Origin of the sequence: Acinetobacter sp. CIP A162, from assembly GCF_000367905.1 — a bacterium.
Taxonomy (GTDB): Bacteria; Pseudomonadota; Gammaproteobacteria; order Pseudomonadales; family Moraxellaceae; genus Acinetobacter; species Acinetobacter lwoffii.
Genome location: NZ_KB849159.1, coordinates 591,555 through 613,737, shown reverse-complemented (window position 1 = coordinate 613,737; position 22,183 = coordinate 591,555). Strand labels below are relative to the sequence as shown.

The following is a 22,183-nucleotide window of genomic DNA, read 5'->3' as shown; positions in this document are numbered from 1 at the left end:
AGCAACCCATAAGGATATAAACAGCAGATTTAAGTCTGCTGTAATAACAATAGAGGTGACAAGATGTCAAACAAGGTTTATGACAGCGCTCAATCCGCCTTAAAGGATGTGGTGCAAGATGGTCATACTCTGGCTGTCGGTGGTTTCGGCCTATGTGGTATTCCAGAAGCTTTGATCACGACCCTAAAAGAAACTGGTGCCAAAAATTTGACCTGTATTTCCAATAATGCCGGTGTAGACGGCTTCGGTCTGGGGCTTTTACTGGAAACAAAACAGATTAAAAAAATGATCTCCTCTTATGTCGGTGAAAACAAGGAATTCGAACGTCAATATTTAAATGGCGAACTGGAAGTTGAGCTGACCCCACAGGGTACACTGGCAGAAAAATTACGTGCTGGCGGTGCCGGTATTCCGGCTTTTTATACGGCGACGGGTGTCGGAACCGTGATCGCTGAAGGTAAGGATGTCCGTGAATTTAATGGCAACTCTTACATTCTGGAAGAATCTTTAACAGCTGATGTTGCTCTGGTTAAAGCCTATAAGGCCGATAAAGCCGGCAACCTGATTTTCCGTAAAACCGCCCAGAACTTTAATCCGGTCTGTGCCATGGCCGGCAAAATTACCATTGCTGAAGTCGAAGAGATTGTCGAAATTGGCGTGCTGGATCCGGACGAAATCCATCTTCCGGGAATTTATGTGAACCGGATAGTCCTGAATGCTCAACCGGAAAAACGTATTGAACAGATGACTTTAAAGGCGGAGGCTTGATCATGGCTTGGACACGTAATGAAATGGCGCAGCGCGCGGCACAAGAGCTTGAAGATGGTTTCTACGTCAATCTAGGGATTGGCCTGCCGACGCTAGTCGCGAACTATATTCCGGAAAATATCAATGTCTGGTTGCAGTCTGAAAATGGCCTGCTGGGGATTGGCGAATTTCCAACCGAGGAGACAGTCGATGCCGACCTGATCAATGCCGGTAAACAGACGGTCACCGCACGAAAAGGTGCTTCATTTTTCTCAAGTGCCGACTCCTTTGCTATGATCCGTGGCGGTCATGTCAATATCGCCATTCTGGGTGCTATGGAAGTGTCTGAAACTGGTGATCTGGCCAACTGGATGATTCCAGGCAAAAAGGTCAAAGGCATGGGTGGTGCCATGGATCTGGTTGCGGGTGTACAAAAAGTCGTGGTCTTGATGGAACACTGTGCCAAAGATGGTACACCTAAGATAGTTCCAGAATGTAGTCTGCCGCTGACCGGCCAGGCTGTGGTGAATCGGATTATTACCGATCTCGGAGTACTGGATGTCACTCCTGATGGAATTCGACTGGTCGAACTGGCACCAGAGGTCAGTTTTGAAGAGATTCAAAAAGTCACGGGGGTAGCGCTACTACGTAACGCTGCCTGATCCAGCCAGCCCTTAAGAATGAAGCATCTTAAGGGCTTTTTTATATATAGCTGTTTCATTTCAAAATAATAATCGCAGAATAAATGGATTTTAATCATGCAAACTCAACAAAATATTTTGCAGCGCTTCGCCTTGCGCGTCAGCGACTGGTCTGAAAAATGGTTTCCGGATTCTTATATTTTTGCCCTGCTTGGCGTCATCATTGTGGCGATTGCCGCCATCGGAATTGGTGCACCCGCACAGGATGTCGCGATTTCCTTTGGAGACGGCTTCTGGAGCCTGATTCCCTTTACCTTGCAGATGTGCATGCTGATCGTGGTCGGTTATGTGGTTTCCGTATCTAAGCCTGTCCAGCTTCTGATCCAGAAAATGGCGCGCCTGCCACATTCCGGTCGTGGTGCGATTGTCCTGGTCGCCACGGTCAGCCTGTTAATTTCTCTGATTAATTGGGCCATGAGTACTGTACTGACTGCACTCCTAGTGATTGCACTGGCACAGCGTAAAGAGCTTAACATGGATTACCGCGCTGCTGCGGCTGCCGCGATTATCGGGATGGGTGCGACCTGGGCACTGGGCATCAGTTCTTCAGCTGCACAGTTACAGGCCAATAAAAGCAGTCTGCCTGAACCGATTTATAATCTGACGGGCGTGATTCCATTTACCGAAACCATTTTCCTGCCGCAATCCATGATCATGACGGCGGTACTGATTGTAGCTTCAATTGCGATTGCTTACTGGTCAGCACCTAAAGGGTCTGACATTAAAACCATTGAGCACTTCCCGATTCAGATTGAAGAAGAAAAACCGGAAGTATCTGCCGAAAAAAGACCGGGGGATTGGCTGGAAAATTCACCCATTTTAAGCATTCTGATTGTGATTCTGGGCGCAGTCTGGATGTTTAACGAATTTTCCAAAAGCAATCCGATTCTGGCCATTTCCAGCTTAAATACCTATAACTTTATCTTCCTGATTTTGGGCGTGGCCTTACACGGTACACCGCGAAATTTCCTGAATGCGGTATCCAAAGCCGTACCCGCCATTTCTGGGGTACTGATCCAGTTTCCGCTGTATGGCAGTATTGCCTTTATGATGACCAATGCGCTAAACCCGGCCGATCTGTCATTGTCACATTACATTGCCGAGTTCTTTGTTTCCATTGCCTCGCAGGAAACCTTTGCCATTGTGATGGGCTTATACTCGGCGATTCTGGGTTTCTTTATTCCTTCTGGCGGAGGGAAATGGATTATCGAAGCACCCTATGTGATGCAGGCTGCACATGACTTGAAAGTGCATCTGGGCTGGTCGGTACAGATTTATAATGCGGCAGAAGCCTTGCCGAATCTGATTAATCCATTCTTTATGCTTCCGATGTTGGGTATCCTGAAATTAAAAGCCAAAGATGTGATTGGATTTACGGTGACCCAGTTGATTTTCCATCTGCCTTTGGTACTGTTCCTGCTATGGTTCCTAGGAAGAACGCTGACCTACAGCCCGCCGGTATTTTCTTAATTCAAAACAATAAAAAAGGACGAAAATTCGTCCTTTTTTATTTAGGCCGCTCTCTTAATTTCCTGTCTTCTCAACTACACCTTCATCATCTACTTCACGAACAATTCCCGTTTCGGTATTCACGACCTCAAAGGTCACGCGACGGTTCTGAAACTGTCCGGCAGGTGTGGCATTGGGTTCAACCGGCTGATCCTCTCCCATGCCAACTGCCTGTAACTGTGCAGGATTGACCCCTTTTCCAACGAGATAACTGGTAATCGCTTGAGCTCGTTGCACAGACAGCACCTTATTTTCTGCTTCACTACCCTGAGCATCGGCATGTCCTGTAACCTTCAGAATGACATGCGGTGCTCGTTGCAATAATGCAGCAGCCTGATCCAGCACCAATTTATTGACCTCGGGAACTTCAGTCGATGCCGTATCAAAATTAATGATCTGTAAATTCAGTGCAGTCGCCACATCCAGCGCTTTAACATTATCGGTCTTGATACTGGCCAAGGCTTGTTCTGCCTCACTATTGGCGGTATTAATCACGTCACTTCTATTGAGCGGCTGCTGGGTCACCACTGTGACATTTTTGGCCAGACTACGAATTTGTGCTGCCAGACGCTCGGCCTCTGCATTGGTTGCTGCACGCACTGAAACCTGATTGCCAATCCAGTCAAGTGACACATTTGGCATTCCCTGCATTGTTCTCAACACAGTCGGAATAGTATCCTGATCAATAAATTCTGAATGATAAACCTCACTGCTCAGCGCCCCACAACCAATATTATAATTAAAGATCTGTTTGATCTCGTTTTGCAAAATTTCCATATACTGCGGATTATTCAGCTGTAATTGACAACTGACAATTTCGCCATTACTGCCTGTACTTAATCGCAAGGATGCAGGCTGAGCTGCAGCAACTTCACTGGTCGCTTGGGTATTTGAATCTTCAACATCATCCTGCATGCAGCTACGAACCAAAAACAGGATCAAACCCGCCAGAATCAGAAAAATAATAAACGGCCATAAAAAGCCGGTTTTTCTCTCTTCCTGAACAATGATGGTCTGCTCCGCCAATACAGGTTCCTGATTTAAATTCTGCCCTGCCAAGGGTGAAACTCCAAGCGCTGCCAGAATAGGGCCAGCCCAAACGGGTAATGCGCGCTGAATCGAATCGGCGTGGGTTTCCAGCAAATGGCTAATCGCTTCCGGACTTGAAGCACCCGCTTCGGTCTGTAAAAAATTCATGGTCGGTACAATTGACCGGTTCAAGGTATGCTCTATTTCATCTTGTGGCGCGCTCTGATCCACTTGATCCAGAAACTGCTGCTTGAGTGCCGGATTTGCATTGAATAATTCATGAATTTTTGGATTAAGTTGCTGACCAAGATTCTCAATCCAGGCGGGACGTGCACGCAATATACTTAAAAATATGGGATAGAATTGAGCCAAAGCTTGATCTTTGGCAAATAAATGCTCGGTTTCACCTTGAAGCACAATCGCCGTAACATCGCTTTTTAAGCGTTCTATAAAGTCTATATTCATAATCGTCACCATTCTTTTGATTTTTCTAATGTTTAATATTTAATCAGTGTAACGATCCCCATTTTTTGAAAATGTAAATAATTGTATGAATATCATAAAGTTTCACTGTTTTTGTTGAGTACTCATTTTACCAACACAAAATTTAAAAAATAAAAAAAGCCAGCCGAAGCTGACTTTTATAAAATTGGGATCATTTAAGCAGCAAAAGTTTGAACCACTTTACCCAGCACTTTTTGATTAATTAGCGGGGTATTTTTACCTTGTGACACGATGCTTTCTTTATTCAGGGTCCATTCCAGTTCCGGATCTAGCAGCACCCAGCCTGATTCATTTATCCATCGATCTGCCATTTGTGCAACACGAGCCGGAGCTAGGGTCACTTTTTCCACCCATTCCAGTGGAGTCAACAACCCCTCACGAATCAATTGCAGACCAAAAGGCACATAGGTATCAAAAGCAGTGAAACCTGGCTGCGTTTCAGCAAACGGCGCCATTTTCGCAGAGCTGCTTAGCGGTTCATGATGAGTACAAATCGCATCAATCACACCTGATTTTACACCCTGACGCAGTAATTCTTTGTCCTGTTCAGAACGAAGCGGTGGACGCACATGTGCAAGAGAGTTAAATCCATCAATCAAATGATCAGTTAAATGTAACTGATGCATGGCCACATCACAGGTCACCGGTAAGCCTTTTTCCTTGGCAATACGGATCAATTCCACCGAAGCACCACAAGACAACAGACCAAAGTGTGCTCGTACTTTGGTTGATTCAATCATCAACAGATATTTGGCAATCGCCACGGTTTCAGCCAGTGCCGGAATCATCGGCAAGCCCTGACGTGATGCAATAAACCCTTCATGCACACAGCCGTCTTTGGCAATTTGTGGTTCTTCCGCATAGAACACCACCGTCAGGTCTAAGCCTGCAGCATATTCAAGGGTACGCAGTACCACATCATCATTGGCAAACGGCGCACTGGCATTGGAAACCGCAGTACAACCGCCCTTTTTCAAGCCCGCCATATTTGCCGGTTGTTGACCATTTAAGCCTTGGGTTTGCGCACCAATCACTTGAAGATAGATCCCACCATCCAGCATGGCTTTTTCGACCAGACCGTGAATCAGCGCACCATTATCTTGTACGATTGGCTTTGAATCGGGTGGCGTAAATACGTGCAAAATGCCATTTTCACGTGCCGCTTTTCCTTCAGACTTAAGCGTACCGTGTTGCTGTTGACCCGGTTCACGTAAACGCGCACACAAATCGACCATGGTTGGCATTAACCATTTACCTTGACCATCAATCGTTTCAGAGACGTCTGCTGTTTCTGCAACGAATTTTCCATTTTCCAGATACACGGTCTGGATAGAATTAGTGTTTTGGATTGGATCAAGAACACGGACATTTTCAATTTTTACAATAGTCATGACTTATTCCTTAACCCGCAATCGCTTCAATCAAACCTTGTTCTTGTAACTGGCCTTGCATCGATAAAGCCAACACCGCCATACGCACGGCAATACCATTGGTCACCTGCTTCAAAATCACAGATTGCGGACCATCCGCAATACTTGAGTCGATTTCAACGCCGCGGTTCATTGGTCCCGGATGCATCACGATACAATCCGGTTTGGCCATGGCAAGACGTTCTTTATTCAAGCCATACATTTTGTAGAACTCTGCTTGCGAGGCCAGTGCCGGAGAATCAATACGCTCGTTTTGAATACGTAAGGTAATGATCACGTCGCAGTCTTTGATGCCGTCTTCCATATTGTTAAATAGACGAACACCATCGCCATATTCTTCAAAACCCAATGGCAGCAAGGTATTCGGTGCAATCACCCGGATATCCTGGCAACCTAAAGTTTGCAAGGCAGCCACATCTGAACGCGCGACACGTGAATGCTTGATATCGCCAATAATGGCAATCGACATTTCTTCGAATTTTTTATTGGTTTCGCGGCGAATGGTCAGCATGTCCAGCATCGCTTGAGTCGGATGCGCATGACGGCCATCACCGGCATTAATAATTGCCACTGTTGGACAGACATCCTTGGCAATAAAATGCGCTGCCCCTGAAGATGAATGACGCACCACGAAAATATCGGCCGCCATGGCTTCCAGATTCCATAACGTGTCACGCAGGGTTTCACCTTTGGAAGTACTCGAACGGGCAATATCGATATTGAGAACGTTGGCAGAAAGGCGCTTGGCAGCGGCTTCAAAGGTGGTGCGGGTACGGGTTGAATTTTCGAAGAACAGGTTCATCACCGTTTTGCCTTCGAGCAAATTATTGGTGATCAGCTGATTTTGGTCATTAAAAAAGGACTGTGCAGTGTCCAATATTTTTGTCAGGGTTTCTTTAGAAAGACCTTCGATGGTCAAGAAGTGTTTTAGATTACCTTCTTTATTGAGTTGAATCTGGCTCGGTGTATGCAATGCCGCCAAGTGCATGAGAGATTCCTTATGCGTTAAGTCAACATATTATACAGAGATTGGCGAATTTTTATAGTTGGCCATGCTGCTACTTGTACAAAAAGCATCTGAACAATAAAAATAAAAAATCAGATTCCTTTGTATTTTTTCAATAACATAATTTAACCCGATTTGCATCTTGCTGATTTTAAGTACAAAACCAACGGGCGCTTCAGTCTGGAGCATTCACACCCATCTCAGGTTTAACGCAGTGCACCAATATAACGATGTGACACCTGTGCACGATAGATATCGTCTTCATCCGGTTCGACCGAGATCAGCCCTTCCTGCTGGCTTGGGTGTGCAGATTCTGTTTGTGAGTCTTGTGCTGTTTCAGAAATCTCCAGTACCATTTTGAGGCGCTGGATCAGATGATTCAAATCTGGATCCTGGGTTTGCTCTGCCAGTTGAATCACATGCCGGGCATAATCCAGGTTCTCTGCCAGATAAATTGCATCAATTACCCGACCGGAAACCCGTCGTAAACGTGCATAAATTAAAGTGGCCACTGAAAAAGCGTCATGGTTGCGTAACTGATTCTCTAACATCTTAACCCCCATTATAAAATTGAAAAATCAGGCAGCCATCGCTCCCCATCGACTGACCGCCTGATTTGCCATGTATAGAGCAAAATGCATACCAGTTCCTCAATTTATAGTGTGAATATTATTTTTCTCTATCACATGCCACGGCCTTTCAGAGAATTTCAAAAGCTTTCAATATAAAAATACGGTAAACTTAGCGCAGTTTTTTATTTATCTTTTTTGGTCTCTCTATTATATGAATACCTCTCCACGTTTAAGCAATTATTGGGTCACCTGTGCCGATGGTCTGGAAACCTTATTAGAAGAAGAAATACAAGGCTTAGGTGTTCAGAATATTGAGCGTTTTCCAGGCCGTTTAACCTTTAAAGGTACACTGGAAAATGCTTATCGTATCTGCATGTGGTCACGTCTGGCTTCACGTGTCTTGATGCCGATCCACACGCATGAAATTGAATTTTCTCATGATGCGCGTGATGTGGCAGAAGAACTCTATGAAGGGGCTCTCAGCTTTGACTGGTCGCTGATTTTTGCACCACAAAGTACCTTTGCGATTCGTTTGCATGTCGAACGTGATATCAAGGTCAATACCCAGTTTGCGACTTTACGTGCCAAAGATGGTGTCGTAGATTCCTTTATGGAAGCCGTAGGCAAACGTCCAAGCATTGATACCAAACAGCCTGAAATTACCATGTATATTCTGGCAGGCAAGAAAGAACATACTTACTGCCTGGACCTGTCTGGCGACTCTTTGCATAAACGCGGTTATCGCCGCTTTATGACTGACGCCCCAATCAAGGAAAACCTGGCCGCTGCGATTCTGCAAAAAGGTGGTTTAAAAGCGTTAAATCCGGACATCATTGTCGATCCAATGTGTGGTTCAGGTACCTTTATTATTGAATCCCTAATGATTTTGACCGACCGTGCACCGGGTCTGGTCCGTCGTTTCGGTTTTAATGGCTGGAATGGCCATGACCATGAACTGTGGATGAGCATCAAGGCCGAAGCTGCTGAACGTCATCAAGCGGCAATGGAAAATCCATTACCACAATTCTATGCCTTCGATGCGGACTGGGAAGCGGTTAAAGCCACCAGACAAAATATTATCGCGGCGGGTTTTGAAGCTGCTCTCGACAATATCATGATCGAAGAACGGACTTTAAATGACTGGCCTGATTTCCATGCAGAAGGCAAGAAAGTATTCTTCGTGACCAACCCGCCATATGGCGAACGTCTCGGCGATAAAGCGCAAAACCGTTCTTTATACCTGGGTTTATCGGCTTTATTGCAAAAGAATTTCCCGAATCAAAAAGCGGCTGTGATTGCCTCCCAAGTGGAACAGGCCGATGTGCTAGCGTTCAATGATCCGCAAATCCTGCGTTTGATGAATGGTAAATTGCCGATCTATATCCGCTTCGGTACGGTTAAACCGGCCGCAGTGGTACGTCCATTCCTAGAAAGCTGGCAGCCTCAGCAGTTTGAACCGATTGAAGGTGCGATGGAATTTGCCAACCGTCTGACCAAAAATATGCAAGCTCTAAAAAAATGGGCAGTCAAGGAACAGATCCATTGTTTACGTCTCTATGATGCAGATTTACCTGATTTTAACGTCGCAGTAGATCTGTATGGCGAGCGTTTGCATGTACAAGAATATGCGCCACCTAAAACTATTGATCCGGAAAAAGCCAAAAAACGTTTCAACCTGGCCTTACAGGCAATTCGTGCCGTGACCGGTTTGGGCCGTGATGCGATCTTTATCAAGACCCGTGCACGTCAGGAAGGTAAAAACCAGTACACCAAACAAAGTACAGCATCCAAGCGTTTTATCGTTCAGGAAGGTCAAGCCAAGATTCTGGTCAACCTGACCGATTATCTGGATACCGGTCTGTTTCTGGATCACCGTCAAATGCGTTTACGTATTGCACGTGAAGCAAAAGGCAAACACTTCCTGAACCTGTACAGCTATACCTCAACGGCAAGTTTACATGCTGCTTTGGGTGGTGCTGCAAGTACAACCAGCGTCGATCTGTCGAATACTTATTTGAACTGGTCTAAAGAAAATTTTGTTCTGAACGGCTTAACCGTGGATCATGCGGATGAACAGCATCAGTTCTTTGCCTCTGACTGTTTCGAATGGCTAAAAGAAGGTCATGAGCAATATGAGCTGATCTTTATCGACCCACCAACCTTCTCAAACTCGAAGAAATTCTACGGGACCTTTGACGTACAGCGCGACCATTTGTCCCTGTTAAAACGTGCGATGAACCGCTTAACCACTGATGGTACCTTGTATTTCTCAAATAACTATCGTGGTTTTGAGATGGATGAAGAAATTCTGGCCTTCTTTGATGTTGAAGAAATTACCCAGGAAACCATTGGACCTGACTTCAAGCGGAATCAAAAGATTCACCGTGCCTGGAAAATCCGTCATCCGCAAGTGTAATTTGATGATGAATTAACTGTCTTTATCACGATTGATATCTTCTTTATTTTCCCTGAGCTGAGTTTTAAGCCATGCTTTAAAGCTCGCCGCAACAAGAATACAAAAGTGTTGCAATGCTCGAAGTTAACAATAAGATTAAAAAAAACCCAGCCTAGGCTGGGTTTTTTGTTGCAAGGAGAAGTGGTTTAGTTAAGTTTCATTTTTTCAAAGATTAACTCACCTGCTTCAGCTTTCACCAGAATGGTATCGCCCGGCTGGAACTCTCCGCCCAGGATTTTCTGCGCCAGACCATTTTCAATACGCTGCTGGATTGCACGTTTCAGGGGGCGCGCACCATACAGTGGATCAAAGCCAGCATCGATTAACTGATCGAAAGCACTGTCATCTACCGACAAGCGCATATCACGTTCTGCCAGACGTTGACGTAAACGGTTCAACTGGATATCGGCAATACCGCGAATCTGGTCTTTTTCCAGCGCATGGAACACTACCAGTTCATCAATACGGTTAATAAATTCTGGACGGAAATGTTCCGATACCGCATTCATCACCACCGTACGGACTTCTTCTTTTGTGGCATTACCGCCCAATTCACGTACATCCTGCGAACCCAGGTTCGAAGTCATGACGATCACAGAGTTTTTAAAGTCCACTACCCGGCCTTGCGAGTCAGTTAAACGGCCATCATCCAGTACCTGTAGCAAGATGTTAAATACGTCCGGATGCGCTTTTTCGACTTCATCAAACAAGATCACACTATACGGTTTACGACGTACGGCTTCAGTAAGCACCCCACCTTCTTCATAACCGACATAGCCCGGAGGCGCACCAACCAAACGGCTGACCGAATGTTTTTCCATAAATTCTGACATATCGATACGCACCATGGCATCGTCGCTGTCAAACAGGAAATTCGCCAAGGCTTTGGTCAATTCTGTTTTACCGACACCCGTTGGCCCCAGGAACAGGAATGACCCACTTGGACGGTTCGGATCTGACAGACCGGCACGTGAACGGCGTACTGCATTGGATACCGCCACCACGGCTTCATCTTGCCCTACTACACGGTTATGCAGGAATTCTTCCATATGTAGCAATTTGTCACGCTCGCCTTGCAGCATTTTCGCAACCGGAATACCGGTCGCAGCACTCACTACTTCAGCAATTTCATTGTCGGTGACTTTGTTACGCAGCAATTTTGGCGTTGCGCTTTCATCGGCTTTTTCAGCCAGTTCAAGCTGCTTTTGCAACTCTGGTATCACGCCATATTGCAAACGCGCGGCCTCGCCCAGATCACCTTCACGTTGCGCTTTTTCAAGTGCTGTACGTGCCTGATCCAGTTTGATCTGTACGTCTTTATTGCCTTCGACCAGCGCTTTATCTGCACGCCAGACTTCTTCCAGGTCATGATACTCTTTTTCAACTGTGGCGATCTGATCGGACAAGTATTGAATCTCAGCTTTGGCACCTGAGTCTTCATCTTTTTTCACCGCTTCCAGCTGCATTTTTAACTGAATCAGACGGCGTTCCAGTTTATCCAGTGCTTCTGGTTTAGAATCGAGTTCCATTTTGATGCGCGATGCTGCTTCATCAATCAGGTCAATAGCTTTATCCGGCAACTGACGGTCGGTGATATAACGATGTGACATTTTCGCCGCCGCAATAATCGCGGAATCCAGAATCTGTACCCCGTGATGGGTGGCATAGCGATCTTTCAGACCACGCAGAATCGCAATGGTATCTTCCACGCTTGGCTCATCGACCAGTACTTTCTGGAAACGACGTTCCAGCGCTGCATCTTTTTCAATATACTGACGATATTCATCCAGTGTGGTCGCACCGACACAGCGCAGCTCGCCACGGGCCAACGCAGGTTTCAGCATGTTACCGGCATCCATCGCGCCATCACCTTTACCGGCACCCACCAGCGTATGCAACTCGTCGATAAACAGGATGATTTCACCTTCGTGTTTGGCAATATCTTTCAGAACCGCTTTTAAGCGCTCTTCAAACTCACCACGGTATTTGGCGCCAGCCAGCAAAGAACCTAGATCTAGAGATAAAACACGCTTCCCTTTGAGTCCTTCAGGCACTTCACCATTAATAATCCGCTGCGCCAGACCTTCGACAATCGCCGTTTTACCGACCCCTGGCTCACCGATAAGTACCGGGTTATTTTTGGTACGGCGTGACAAGACCTGAATAGTACGACGGATTTCATCATCACGGCCAATCACAGGATCAAGCTTGCCTGCCAACGCACGTTCAGTTAAATCAATGGTGTACTTATTCAGTGAATCACGCTGATCTTCATAATTGTTGCTCATGACTTTTTCATCGCCTCGGATTTGATTAATCAGCTGTTTCAGTAGATCTGCTTTTACGCCGACACTACTGAGTATTTTTTGCGTAGATCCTGTTTCAGCCAGTGCTAAAATCAACCAATCAACACTAACGAATTCATCTCCGGCTTTTTGTGCATAACTCTCCGTTAATGTCAGTACTTTATAAGCTTCAGGATTTACATTAATGTCCGCTGACGGATTTGATAATTTTGCCGCATCATTGAGGGCTTGTTGTAGCTTCGTTTGCAGCTCAACTAAATTTGCACCTGCTTGCTGTAATAAGCTTGCATAAGAAGCTTCTTTTAAAACTGCATGGAGAAGATGAATCGGTTCAATTGCGGTATGGTCTTTGCTCATAGCGAAGACTTGTGCATCTGAAAGGATCTGCTGCAGGCGATTGGTAAATTTTTCAAAACGCATTCTTGTTATTCCTCACAACAAATGTTCTACTTGATGGATATATGGGTGCACTTGATAAAATTTCAAATCATTTTTATATATTTTTCAAAAACTTAATATAAACATTTAGACAGTCTTTAATAATAATATTGGTGTAATCAAATCATATTTCAAGTGAGGTTAGAAGAATTTTTAAGGTGAAGATAAACAATTCATATTTTATTTAATTTACTCTGCTATTTTTCAGCTTAGTAGAGAATAGAGAGATATTTTTAGTACGGTTGCAACCTTCCTAGTAATCGCAATACTTCACTCAAACCATGTTCTGTTTGCATCAAGGATCTTGGCGTTTGATGATTCAAAAGCTTGTTAGGTGAATTGATAAAATGGCGCATCCAGCTCAAGTCTCCACCATGCAAGCTAAATAACTTTTGATAGATATTTACTAAAGCTATAGCTTTTTCGCCTGCTGTAGTATCTGGTTCTAATTCTTTTTCATTTATAACCAGAGATAATTCCGCCTCAGATAAACCCAGAATCAATGCAAGTTCGAATTCTTTCAGTTGCAACTGCTCAGCTAAGTTGAATACTGCTATAGCTAATACTTGGGATTTAGAAATACCTGTTTCACTATTCATTTTTATCAAATCATCTTGATGCGTCTTATTTCGATTATGCTGCTTTTATTGTTTTCCGGCCATGTTGTTTATCATCAAATTTAATTTCTCATAAAATTAAAACACCCTCGCTTGGAGGGTGCTTTAAAATAACAACACCATGATTATGGTGCCGGATTCGGCTGTTGACGGTGAATATCTTCAATACCTTTCAGTACTTCTTCAGACAGGTCGACTTCAAAAGCCTGAATATTTTCTTTGAGCTGATCCAGATTGGTCGCACCGATAATGGTACTGGTCACAAAGAACTGCTGCTTGATAAAGGCCAAAGCCAATTGGGTAAGACTTAAGCCATGCTGTTCTGCCAGCTGGGCATATTGCTCGGTTGCCCATTCACTTTGCGGATTGCTATAACGGCTAAAGCGGGAGAACAGTGTTACACGCGCATTGGCAGGACGTGCACCATGCCGGAATTTACCGGTCAGATAACCAAATGCCAAAGGTGAATACGCCAACAAGCCCACACCTTCATAATGGGCAATTTCTGACATGCCGATTTCATAAGTACGGTTCAGCAGGTTATATGGGTTTTGTACACTGACAAATTTGGACAAACCTAATTTCTCTGCGAGGTGCAGAAATTTCATCGTGCCCCACGGGGTTTCATTGGAAAGACCAATATAACGGATACGGCCTTTTTTAATTTCATCCTGCAAGGCGGTCAGGGTTTCTTCGAGATCTGTCACGGTACGGTCTTCTGCCGCTTCAGCATTGCCATAACCCAGCTTGCCAAAGAAATTGGTTGGGCGTTGCGGCCAGTGCAGCTGATACAGGTCAATATAATCCGTTTGCAGGCGTAACAATGACTGGTCAATTGCTGCTGAAATTTCATCGGCAACGAAACGGGTTTTACCATCCCGGATATGGCTACCACCTTGCGAGGGTCCGGCAATTTTTGAGGCTAAAAAAAGTTTGTCACGGCCACCACGGGCAGCGATCCAGTTCCCGATAATACGCTCGGTAGCACCCTGCGTTTCAGGTTTTGGCGGTACCGGGTACATTTCCGCAGTATCCCAGAAATACACTCCCTGATCTAAAGCATAATCCAGTTGCTGAAAAGCCTGTTCTTGTGTGTTCTGCTCACCAAAGGTCATGGTGCCCAAACAAATTTCTGGCAAAAAAATGCCGGTATCCGCCAATGGTCTGAATTGCATAAAAACATCCTGTGAATTTTATTCAGTGAATTGAGATCAAGTGGGCTATAGCCTATCGGAATTATAAGGGAGACTTAAATCATCTTTTCTGAGAAGCTTGTTCTAAATTTTTATGTATTGAGTAATGACGCATAAAAAAAGCAAATCCGAAGATTTGCTTTTTAATATCTGGATTATTCGTCTATGGCACCATCTGCCACTGCTTCAGATGCTTCTTCTAATGAAGCATCAAAGATCAGGATGGCTTTACCATCGGTTTCGATCATGCCCTGCTCTTCCAGGGTTTTTAGTACACGTCCGACCATTTCGCGGGAACAGCCAACAATGCGACCAATTTCCTGACGGGTAATACGAATCTGACGGCCATTCGGCAAAATCATCGCTTCTGGCTGTGAAGACAGGTCGATCAGACAACGTGCAATCCGGCCTGAAACATCAATAAATGCCAGATCAGTGACTTTACGTGTGGTATTTTTCAAGCGGCGTACTAATTGAGCAAATACCGCATAGCTCAGATCAGGATATTGCTTGCTGATTTCGTGAAAGTTTTCATAGGTAATTTCGGCAATTTCACACACATCACGCGTACGAACTTCCGCAGTACGTTGTGGATTAACCTCGAATAGACCCATTTCCCCAAAGAAGTCACCCGCATTTAAATAAGCCACGACAATTTCACGATCATCATCTTCACGAAGAATGATAGATACAGACCCCTTCAGAATTAAATATAAAGATTTAGATTCTGATCCTGCATCAATGATCGTGGTACGTTTTGGATAACGATTAATATATGCACGTTTTAACAGTGCTTTCACGGATTCTGGTAATTGCCCCGGAGAAAGCGCATCAGTGCTTAATTGTGAAAAGTTTGAAGTCATGCTAACAGTTCCGATTATGGATAATTTATAGATCGCACAAGACCTAATGTGAACTTGTCACACAGTGGGATTGAAATTCCGTATCAACCCAATTTATGTTAGTGTACAGTTACTTGACAAATTTATAGCTTTTTTTAGGTAGTTGCAATGCAAACAAGCGTTCATTGGTTAGAGAATGTTGCTTTTGAAGCAAAAACTCAAAGTGGTCATAGCCTTATCATGGATGGTTCAGCTGAATACGGTGGTGAAAACCGTGGTCCCCGTCCTATGGAACTGCTTTTAACGGGTCTGGGCGGTTGTGCGTCTTTTGATATTGTTACCATTTTAAAGAAGGCTCGTCAGGATATTACCGATGTACGCTGCGAATTAAAGGCTGAACGTGCAGATACAATTCCGGCAGTATTCACGAAAATTCACTTGCATTTTGTAGTGACCGGCAAAGCGATTAAAGAGAAACAGGTCGCAAAAGCCGTAGAACTTTCTGCTGAAAAATATTGCTCTGCCAGCAAAATGCTGTCTGATGGCGGTGTTGAAATCACCCATGATTATGAAATAATCGAAGCAGAATAAAATCTAGATTCTGTAAAAAAAGCGGCTGGAAAAGCTGCTTTTTTTGTATCAGAAAATTGCCTTTTCTCAGAACCGCTGAACTGAATACTGATTGCCATCTTCAAAGCTCAAGATATTTTCTGGAAATCTTAAGGCGCCGAGTCGATGTCTGAACGCGACACCCTGTTGACGATCGAGATAGCGTTTACCCACTGAATAATCCACACAAAATACGTTTTGTTGCTGTCCATACCATTGCAGTGCATCGATCGATTTGAGTAAACCGGTTTTTTCTTCAGTAGATTTAAAGTTCCGCCAATAATGTCCAGTAATGACTGGAATTTGGTCGGTATAGCTGTCCCACCATGGCACGCGGTCGATCATCCGCCACCTTCCACCGGCATAAATCGGTTCTAAGGCGATTTTTTCCGCACCAGAAGTAATGACCCGAATCGGATTGTGCATTTGCTCACGTAGCTCTTTTTCTGCGAGATGTTGCAATAAAGGTAAAGTTGCAGCCGGGTCTTTGAACTGGTGTTGGTAGCGTTGCTGCTCTATCTGGATGAATTCATTAATACCTAAGGCTTGCAGATCCAGCGCTGTATGTTGAACGAAATCAGCATAGGCTTCGCCAAGCGAAGTAAAACCAGAATTGCGTAATTGATCAATTGATCCTTGATGCCAACAGGCATGTACAACACGCAGCTGCTCCGACTCCAAGGCCAACGGTAAGCTATTTAAAAAATCCAGAATCCATTGTCGATCTTTGATTGAGGCTTGGATCGAATCAAAAGGTTTCAGATCATCCTGATGCGGTGAACCAAAAAACCAGCCATTGCCTTCCCGCAAAGTATCGGTCAATAGGTTCAATTCATGATTACCCATCACACATTGTGCATAGCCTTCATCTACCAGCTGTTTGACGCATTTGATCACCGCAACACTGTCTTGCCCCCGGTCACATAGATCACCGACAAAAATTAGTTTGCGCTGTTCTGGATGATGACCATTCCGGTCATAACCTAATACCTGGATCAGTTGTTCCAGCGCGGCAATCTCACCATGAATATCCCCCACGATGTCCACGGGACCAGTGAAAGCCTGCTGTATAAATGAGTACTTCATTTATGCATCCTGAATTAAGTCTAAAACAGAATATATCCCTAATAAGTATCCTTTAAATTTATGAAGATCTGAATACAGAATGAATCATCATTTAAATAATTTAACCCGAATCACGGATAAGAAATTGACTTGAAAAATAAGAGGACTAGAGCCATCAGTTGAGTTACCAAACCAAACTCACAACTCTAGTCCTGATGTTCAATAGTACCGATTCTGCTTAATTGATGATTTCTTTCTTAAATTTGAAGCAACTTATTGGAAGTTCCTCAAACAAAGTCATCATTCTCTAAGAATCAGAAATGCTCAGCTCACAATTTCAGAAATCTGCTTTATCACCATTTGGTACAAATGTTCTCATTTCAATAATTTCAAAGCCTTTTTTACATGGCTAAAGCTGGATAAAAGCTTTTTATTTAAGCACTTGCCTTGCTGCCAACGCATGATTCACTTGATCAATAGGCATGAATTAGCACTACATGCCCTGTATGTAGCTTTGATGAAAGGCAAAGATAAACAATACTTATAGATTGATTCAACAACGCTACCTGTTTGTAAAAATCAACGTATTCAATGCCATAAATCATTAGCCCAAATCGCATCACGTGGCAAAAGTTCTATGGGTTGGTTTTATGGCTGTAAATTACATATCGTGATGAACCAATTTGGTGAAATTAGTTGTTCTGCTTTATCGAATGGACATGTTGCTGACATAAAAATGGTTGAGCAATTGGTTGATGGTTTTGCATCGCTTCAAACAGTTCATTTACGCTGACTTCCTGAATCCGGCTTTTTGCATTCTGGATCAATTGCTCTGCAGTTTTCATCATTTTCATTCTTCCTCGGCCATTAAAATTATATTTTGTATAAACGATGCTCAGGTAGATTGAAAGCGTTTGAGTTTAAATTTACAACTGGCTATTTAGCCCATGAGCGCTGAATAGATTAAATACATCGCCACCCCAACCACGGTAGTGGCAAATATTTTCTGTACCTTGTTACTGTCAATCCGCTGCATCAGACTGCGTCCAATTAACATCCCGACAATACAGGCCAGGACAAAGGTCAGCGTAACCGAAACAGGATATTGAAAGCCATCCAGCACGTGTGCAGAAATACTGACCCCACCAATCAGGAAAATAACCATCAGGGAAGTCGCAACGATACTGCGCATATCAAGGTCGGTGAATTTACGCAGGGCTGGAACAATTACAAAACCACCCCCACCCCCAACAGACCGGTTAATAAACCTGCCACAACACCAATACCTGCTAGGAACGAAGCAGTTTTGACATTCCAGATCAGACGACCGGTCGATTGATTGACCTTGCACGGTGCATTGCCATGATCGGTCACTTTATTAAAAAAGATCCGGTAAGCCACGATCAGCATGACCAGACTGAAAGCCAGCGTCAGCCAGAACGGAGAAACGATATCGGCCAGATGCACGCCATAACGCGCTGTAGGAATACTAATGAGAGCAATCCAGAGGGCAGCGCGATAACGTACAATACGCTTGAACAAATCCTCGAACGTTCCGACCAAGGCCGACAGCGTGACCGCAAGCAATCCCACCGGCGCAGCCTGGGCCACCGTCCAACCCTGGGTCGTCATCAGTGCAGGTACAGCCAGAATACCGCCACCGGCACCGATCAAACCCAATAGCACTCCGATAACTAGCCCTTCAAGTATTAATGCCCACATCGCCCTCTCCCTTATCCACAAAAATGATTCAATAAAAGTTGAACTTTTTGTTGAATCACGACACAAGCTTATTTGAAGTAGTTAATAGGAAGCTTGAGGTAAGAAACACCGTTTTGTTCTGGCTCAGGAAACTGTCCTGCTTTCATATTGATCTGAATCGCCGGTAGAATCAGCTTAGGCATACTCAGTCCTGAATCCCGCTGATTTCGCATCTGAGCAAATTCAGCTTTACTGATTCCCTGATGAATATGGATATTCTGTTTTTTCTGCGTCTGTATATCAGATTCACACACATACGATTCACGTGTTTCAGGCAGATAGTCATGACATAAAAAGACCCGGGTATCTTCTGGCAACTGAAACAGGCTTTGCACCGAATCATAAAGCTGTTCTGCGCTGCCTCGCGGAAAATCACAACGTGCTGTACCATAATCTGGCATGAACAACGTATCACCCACAAAAACCGCATCGCCAATCACATAACTCAGGCAAGCAGGCGTATGTCCCGGTGTTGGAATGTTATAGGCTTTCAATGTTCCAATTTGGAACGACTCATGATCTTCAAATAAATAATCAAAGAGCTGCTGGGCATTCCATTGTTTAATATCTAGATGATAAATCGCGCCAAAAGTTTCCTGAACAATACCAATTTTCTGGCTCATGGCAATTTTGCCACCCAGTTCTTCTTTGAGATATTGCGCTGCAGTTAAATGATCAGCATGGACATGGGTTTCGAGAATCCACTCGACCGTTAAACCCTGCTCTTTAATATAGGCAATAATTTTATCGGCATGAATAGTGGATGTACTTGCTGATGCCGGATCATAATCCAGAACGCTATCAATAATGGCGCAGGCTTTGGTCGCCGGATCACGTACAACATAACTGAAGGTATTGGTATCTTCGTGAAAAAAATCTTTTACTATAGGTAAATTTGACATCGTTAAGCTCCTGACCATTTACGGTGAATCCATACACCCACCAGCATTGCTACAATAAAATAGAGCACTTGATAGTGGCCCAAACCGATCAAAGTGAAACTTGGCGCCGGACAGATGCCGGCAATGCCCCAACCTGCACCAAATAAAACCGCACCCGTGATCAGCTTCTTATCTATCTGATTATTTTTAGGTAAATCAATAGGTTCATTAAATACTGTTTTCGGTTGCGCCGTACGTAATGCTTTCTGGAAGGGAATAAAGGCCACAGTAATCGCGCCCATCATCACAAAGGCCAGACTGGCATCCCAATCGCCAAACAGATCCAGGAAATCGAGTACTTTTTCCGGATTGGACATGCCCGATACCATCAATCCCACAGAGAACAGCGCACCAAATAAAAAGGCAAACACATTTTTCATTTTAGAATGCTCCTGTGATATGACGGATAAGGTAAACAGCGACAAAACCTGCAAACATAAAAGTCATGGTCGCGACAATAGAACGCTTAGACAGGCGACTGATACCACAAATTCCGTGACCACTGGTACAGCCCGAACCCAAGCGTGTTCCAAAACCTACCAGCAGACCTGCCACAATCATCATCAGTGGGCTGGCGTTCAATTCGATTTCTGGTTGTACAAACAGACCATAAATAAACGGTGTGAGGATCAAACCTGATAAAAACCAGATCGCAGGCGTTTTAAATACGGTTTTTGAGTTTAATACCTGCCCAATCAAGCCACTGATCCCTGCAATACGGCCATTGACGTAAAGATAGCCAACTACAGAAAGTCCGAGCATTAAACCGCCAATAAATGCGATGAGGAAGTCATGCATGGTGAATCAATCTCTATACAATATACTTTTTTATATTATATAATAAAAAATAATAATCAAGCAGTTTTGTGGTAAATTGTGTAAACTGCATGGGTTACATCAAAGGTTTCAAGGACATCTATGGATATGATTGCTGCAAATGCCAAAATTGATTTTTCACAGGTCGATTTCGTCAGCCAATGCCTAAAAGTTTTAGCCAATCCTGATCGTCTGAAAATCTTATGTGTCCTGGTTGACGGGGAAATGAATGTTCAGGAAATTGAAGAATCTACCGATATTCATCAACCTACACTTTCACAACAGCTGACTGTACTGCGTAAGGCCGACATGGTTGGCACCCGACGTGAGGGCAAACAGATTTTCTATCGTCTGAGTGACCCCAAGGTCTTGAGCCTGATGCAAAAGCTGTACGAGCTGTATTGCGCCCAGCCCTCTTCTTAGTGCAGCCAAAAAGAAATGATCAGAAGCAGTCCGCTAAAAGCAGTAAACAGATTTAGCCATACGGGATACTGGGTGTAATAACCTTCAATAAATTCCGGCGGTCGCAGTGATGTCAAACCCCGTCGATATTGCAGGATTGAGGCGAAATTCACCAACATACCAAATACAATCACCGCAATTCCCAACCATTGTGAATAAGCTATTTTCTGTGCATAAGTGTCTGGGTCCACCAGTTGCACTAGCAGGTTGGATTTTTCAATCACAAAACCAAAAGCAATTAATGCCAAACCACTCCGGTTCCACGCCAGAGCGGTTCGTTCCAAAGCAAGCAGTACCCGTGGATCATCCAAATTTGACATATCTTATCTGCTCTTCATGCTTAGCCTATCCTCCAATGTAAATCTGCCTCCCTATCATGTATAGATGTTTTAAGTAAAAATTACTTTTCTATCATGTAGTTAAAATATTATTGTTCAAAAATTTCCTTGACATCCATCGCCAGGCCTTGAGCAGATTTAAATTCACCCTGATTGTTTTTCCAGACCATCGACGGTGTGGAGAAAAAGCCGTATTTCCCCATTAGGGCCTGGTTGGCATCAATTTTTGCAGCAATTTCGACAGGAATCTTTTCCATTTTCTTGAGCTGCTTTTTGCCTTTATTCTTGTTTATATCATTAAAAACTGCCGCTGGATCTTTCGAATTCAATAGTGTTGCCACCTGGCCACGGCTTTCTTCACGGATCACACCGACCTGAATATGACGCAGCTGTACCTTCCCTGATTCTACCCAAGGTCGGGCCGCCTGCCAGAATTTATAGCAATATGGGCAATTCGGATCGGAAAAGACATAAACCACCCGTGGTGCATCTGGCTTGCCATCCTGGATCCAGGTCGATTTTTCCAGGGTTTTCCATACATCGTCCAATACCGCTTTTTTCATATGCTTTTCAATCTGCTCATTGGAAAGGCTTTTCCCTTGTGCATCAAACAGTTCGCCCTTGATATAGTATTTATCATCATTGGAGATAAATACCGTATTGGAGTACTGGTCTTCATGCCCCACCCAGCCGGTCATTCCTTGTGGTGCCGGAATCTGTTTTACAAACACAAAGCCCTGTTTTTCAATATTCTGTTTAATATTTGCCTGCGTGTGCATGCTCATGATCAGAAACATGCCTGCACCAAGCACCTGGTTAATTTTATTCATACTACGTCCTTC

The 22,183-nt window shown here is 44.2% G+C and carries 20 protein-coding genes and 2 pseudogenes; 7 read left to right on the top strand and 15 right to left on the bottom strand.

Annotated features, from left to right (window positions below):
• The first annotated feature begins 63 nt into the window (after window positions 1-63).
• The 3 genes from F995_RS09295 (at window position 64) to F995_RS09285 (ending at window position 2,918) form a co-directional block, all read left to right on the top strand.
• Entirely contained in the window at window positions 64-768 is a 705-nt protein-coding gene (locus F995_RS09295; RefSeq protein ID WP_004646587.1) for a CoA transferase subunit A, read from the top strand.
• A gap of 2 nt (window positions 769-770) precedes the next feature.
• On the top strand, window positions 771-1,409 hold the full coding sequence (locus F995_RS09290) for a CoA transferase subunit B (protein ID WP_004646586.1): 639 nt from the start codon (window positions 771-773) through the stop codon (window positions 1,407-1,409).
• A gap of 96 nt (window positions 1,410-1,505) precedes the next feature.
• On the top strand, window positions 1,506-2,918 hold the full coding sequence (locus tag F995_RS09285; RefSeq protein WP_004646585.1) for a short-chain fatty acid transporter: 1,413 nt from the start codon (window positions 1,506-1,508) through the stop codon (window positions 2,916-2,918).
• A gap of 54 nt (window positions 2,919-2,972) precedes the next feature.
• Here the strand turns inward: F995_RS09285 and F995_RS09280 are convergent, their stop codons facing one another.
• From F995_RS09280 to F995_RS09265, 4 genes are all read right to left on the bottom strand, one after another.
• Window positions 2,973-4,463 carry an OmpA family protein gene (locus F995_RS09280; protein WP_004646583.1) on the bottom strand — a complete coding sequence of 497 codons (1,491 nt, stop codon included), beginning with the start codon at window positions 4,461-4,463 and terminating at the stop codon, window positions 2,973-2,975.
• 182 nt (window positions 4,464-4,645) lie between these two features.
• Entirely contained in the window at window positions 4,646-5,881 is a 1,236-nt protein-coding gene (locus F995_RS09275) for a dihydroorotase (protein WP_004280133.1), read from the bottom strand.
• Window positions 5,882-5,891: 10 nt separating this feature from the next.
• Window positions 5,892-6,908 (bottom strand): aspartate carbamoyltransferase catalytic subunit, encoded by a 1,017-nt coding sequence (locus F995_RS09270; protein WP_004280134.1) that lies wholly within the window; start codon window positions 6,906-6,908, stop codon window positions 5,892-5,894.
• Between the two features lie 224 nt (window positions 6,909-7,132).
• Complete coding sequence (locus F995_RS09265; RefSeq protein WP_004646582.1) at window positions 7,133-7,477, bottom strand: hypothetical protein; 345 nt, start codon at window positions 7,475-7,477, stop codon at window positions 7,133-7,135.
• 232 nt (window positions 7,478-7,709) lie between these two features.
• On the opposite strand from F995_RS09265, the gene rlmKL reads away from it, so the two are divergent.
• Window positions 7,710-9,914, top strand: coding sequence for a bifunctional 23S rRNA (guanine(2069)-N(7))-methyltransferase RlmK/23S rRNA (guanine(2445)-N(2))-methyltransferase RlmL (gene rlmKL, locus F995_RS09260; protein ID WP_004280136.1), 2,205 nt, complete (start codon window positions 7,710-7,712; stop codon window positions 9,912-9,914).
• A gap of 185 nt (window positions 9,915-10,099) precedes the next feature.
• Here the strand turns inward: rlmKL and clpB are convergent, their stop codons facing one another.
• From clpB to crp, 4 genes are all read right to left on the bottom strand, one after another.
• On the bottom strand, window positions 10,100-12,679 hold the full coding sequence (clpB, locus tag F995_RS09255; RefSeq protein WP_004646581.1) for an ATP-dependent chaperone ClpB: 2,580 nt from the start codon (window positions 12,677-12,679) through the stop codon (window positions 10,100-10,102).
• A gap of 251 nt (window positions 12,680-12,930) precedes the next feature.
• Complete coding sequence (locus F995_RS09250; protein ID WP_004646580.1) at window positions 12,931-13,296, bottom strand: antitoxin Xre/MbcA/ParS toxin-binding domain-containing protein; 366 nt, start codon at window positions 13,294-13,296, stop codon at window positions 12,931-12,933.
• A 143-nt stretch (window positions 13,297-13,439) separates the two neighbouring features.
• On the bottom strand, window positions 13,440-14,489 hold the full coding sequence (locus F995_RS09245) for an NADP(H)-dependent aldo-keto reductase (protein ID WP_004646579.1): 1,050 nt from the start codon (window positions 14,487-14,489) through the stop codon (window positions 13,440-13,442).
• A gap of 173 nt (window positions 14,490-14,662) precedes the next feature.
• On the bottom strand, window positions 14,663-15,370 hold the full coding sequence (gene crp / locus F995_RS09240) for a cAMP-activated global transcriptional regulator CRP (protein WP_004280141.1): 708 nt from the start codon (window positions 15,368-15,370) through the stop codon (window positions 14,663-14,665).
• A 147-nt stretch (window positions 15,371-15,517) separates the two neighbouring features.
• Between crp and F995_RS09235 the strand changes: the two genes are divergently transcribed.
• A complete protein-coding gene (locus F995_RS09235; protein ID WP_004280142.1) occupies window positions 15,518-15,940 on the top strand; it encodes an OsmC family protein in 423 nt (140 codons plus the stop codon).
• A gap of 66 nt (window positions 15,941-16,006) precedes the next feature.
• Here F995_RS09235 and F995_RS09230 read toward each other — a convergent pair whose 3' ends face one another.
• Window positions 16,007-17,044, bottom strand: a complete 1,038-nt coding sequence (locus F995_RS09230; protein ID WP_004646578.1) for a metallophosphoesterase — start codon at window positions 17,042-17,044, stop codon at window positions 16,007-16,009.
• A 220-nt stretch (window positions 17,045-17,264) separates the two neighbouring features.
• Here F995_RS09230 and F995_RS16360 point away from each other — a divergent pair.
• Window positions 17,265-17,795, top strand: a pseudogene (locus F995_RS16360) (transposase); the annotation flags it as partial.
• A 168-nt stretch (window positions 17,796-17,963) separates the two neighbouring features.
• Here the strand turns inward: F995_RS16360 and F995_RS09225 are convergent.
• The 4 genes and pseudogenes from F995_RS09225 to F995_RS09210 form a co-directional block, all read right to left on the bottom strand.
• Window positions 17,964-18,745, bottom strand: a pseudogene (locus F995_RS09225) (sulfite exporter TauE/SafE family protein).
• 68 nt (window positions 18,746-18,813) lie between these two features.
• A complete protein-coding gene (locus tag F995_RS09220) occupies window positions 18,814-19,686 on the bottom strand; it encodes an MBL fold metallo-hydrolase (RefSeq protein ID WP_004646573.1) in 873 nt (290 codons plus the stop codon).
• 2 nt (window positions 19,687-19,688) lie between these two features.
• Window positions 19,689-20,105, bottom strand: a complete 417-nt coding sequence (locus F995_RS09215) for a DUF6691 family protein (protein WP_004646572.1) — start codon at window positions 20,103-20,105, stop codon at window positions 19,689-19,691.
• 1 nt (window position 20,106) lies between these two features.
• On the bottom strand, window positions 20,107-20,523 hold the full coding sequence (locus tag F995_RS09210; RefSeq protein ID WP_004646571.1) for a YeeE/YedE family protein: 417 nt from the start codon (window positions 20,521-20,523) through the stop codon (window positions 20,107-20,109).
• Between the two features lie 120 nt (window positions 20,524-20,643).
• Between F995_RS09210 and F995_RS09205 the strand changes: the two genes are divergently transcribed.
• Complete coding sequence (locus F995_RS09205) at window positions 20,644-20,964, top strand: ArsR/SmtB family transcription factor (RefSeq protein WP_004280150.1); 321 nt, start codon at window positions 20,644-20,646, stop codon at window positions 20,962-20,964.
• On the opposite strand, the gene F995_RS09200 is transcribed toward F995_RS09205, so the two are convergent.
• Both F995_RS09200 and dsbG read right to left on the bottom strand, forming a co-directional pair.
• Window positions 20,961-21,323: a YidH family protein gene (locus F995_RS09200; RefSeq protein WP_004646570.1), complete on the bottom strand. Its 363-nt coding sequence runs from the start codon at window positions 21,321-21,323 to the stop codon at window positions 20,961-20,963. The two genes, F995_RS09205 and F995_RS09200, sit on opposite strands and share 4 nt — an antisense overlap.
• Before the next feature lie 107 nt (window positions 21,324-21,430).
• A complete protein-coding gene (dsbG, locus tag F995_RS09195) occupies window positions 21,431-22,171 on the bottom strand; it encodes a thiol:disulfide interchange protein DsbG (RefSeq protein WP_004646569.1) in 741 nt (246 codons plus the stop codon).
• Between the last annotated feature and the right edge of the window lie 12 nt (window positions 22,172-22,183).

Bases quoted from the DNA above. Each gene is read 5' to 3' on its own strand.
- F995_RS09290 (WP_004646586.1), top strand. From the start codon at position 771: ATGGCTTGGACACGTAATGAAATGGCGCAGCGCGCGGCACAAGAGCTT.
- F995_RS09280 (WP_004646583.1), bottom strand. From the start codon at position 4,463: ATGGTGACGATTATGAATATAGACTTTATAGAACGCTTAAAAAGCGAT.
- F995_RS09265 (WP_004646582.1), bottom strand. From the start codon at position 7,477: ATGTTAGAGAATCAGTTACGCAACCATGACGCTTTTTCAGTGGCCACT.
- F995_RS09215 (WP_004646572.1), bottom strand. From the start codon at position 20,105: ATGAAAAATGTGTTTGCCTTTTTATTTGGTGCGCTGTTCTCTGTGGGA.
- F995_RS09205 (WP_004280150.1), top strand. From the start codon at position 20,644: ATGGATATGATTGCTGCAAATGCCAAAATTGATTTTTCACAGGTCGAT.
- rlmKL (WP_004280136.1), top strand. From the start codon at position 7,710: ATGAATACCTCTCCACGTTTAAGCAATTATTGGGTCACCTGTGCCGAT.
- dsbG (WP_004646569.1), bottom strand. From the start codon at position 22,171: ATGAATAAAATTAACCAGGTGCTTGGTGCAGGCATGTTTCTGATCATG.
- F995_RS09250 (WP_004646580.1), bottom strand. From the start codon at position 13,296: ATGAATAGTGAAACAGGTATTTCTAAATCCCAAGTATTAGCTATAGCA.
- F995_RS09285 (WP_004646585.1), top strand. From the start codon at position 1,506: ATGCAAACTCAACAAAATATTTTGCAGCGCTTCGCCTTGCGCGTCAGC.
- F995_RS09200 (WP_004646570.1), bottom strand. From the start codon at position 21,323: ATGTCAAATTTGGATGATCCACGGGTACTGCTTGCTTTGGAACGAACC.
- clpB (WP_004646581.1), bottom strand. From the start codon at position 12,679: ATGCGTTTTGAAAAATTTACCAATCGCCTGCAGCAGATCCTTTCAGAT.
- F995_RS09270 (WP_004280134.1), bottom strand. From the start codon at position 6,908: ATGCACTTGGCGGCATTGCATACACCGAGCCAGATTCAACTCAATAAA.
- crp (WP_004280141.1), bottom strand. From the start codon at position 15,370: ATGACTTCAAACTTTTCACAATTAAGCACTGATGCGCTTTCTCCGGGG.
- F995_RS09295 (WP_004646587.1), top strand. From the start codon at position 64: ATGTCAAACAAGGTTTATGACAGCGCTCAATCCGCCTTAAAGGATGTG.
- F995_RS09220 (WP_004646573.1), bottom strand. From the start codon at position 19,686: ATGTCAAATTTACCTATAGTAAAAGATTTTTTTCACGAAGATACCAAT.
- F995_RS09230 (WP_004646578.1), bottom strand. From the start codon at position 17,044: ATGAAGTACTCATTTATACAGCAGGCTTTCACTGGTCCCGTGGACATC.
- F995_RS09275 (WP_004280133.1), bottom strand. From the start codon at position 5,881: ATGACTATTGTAAAAATTGAAAATGTCCGTGTTCTTGATCCAATCCAA.
- F995_RS09210 (WP_004646571.1), bottom strand. From the start codon at position 20,523: ATGCATGACTTCCTCATCGCATTTATTGGCGGTTTAATGCTCGGACTT.
- F995_RS09245 (WP_004646579.1), bottom strand. From the start codon at position 14,489: ATGCAATTCAGACCATTGGCGGATACCGGCATTTTTTTGCCAGAAATT.
- F995_RS09235 (WP_004280142.1), top strand. From the start codon at position 15,518: ATGCAAACAAGCGTTCATTGGTTAGAGAATGTTGCTTTTGAAGCAAAA.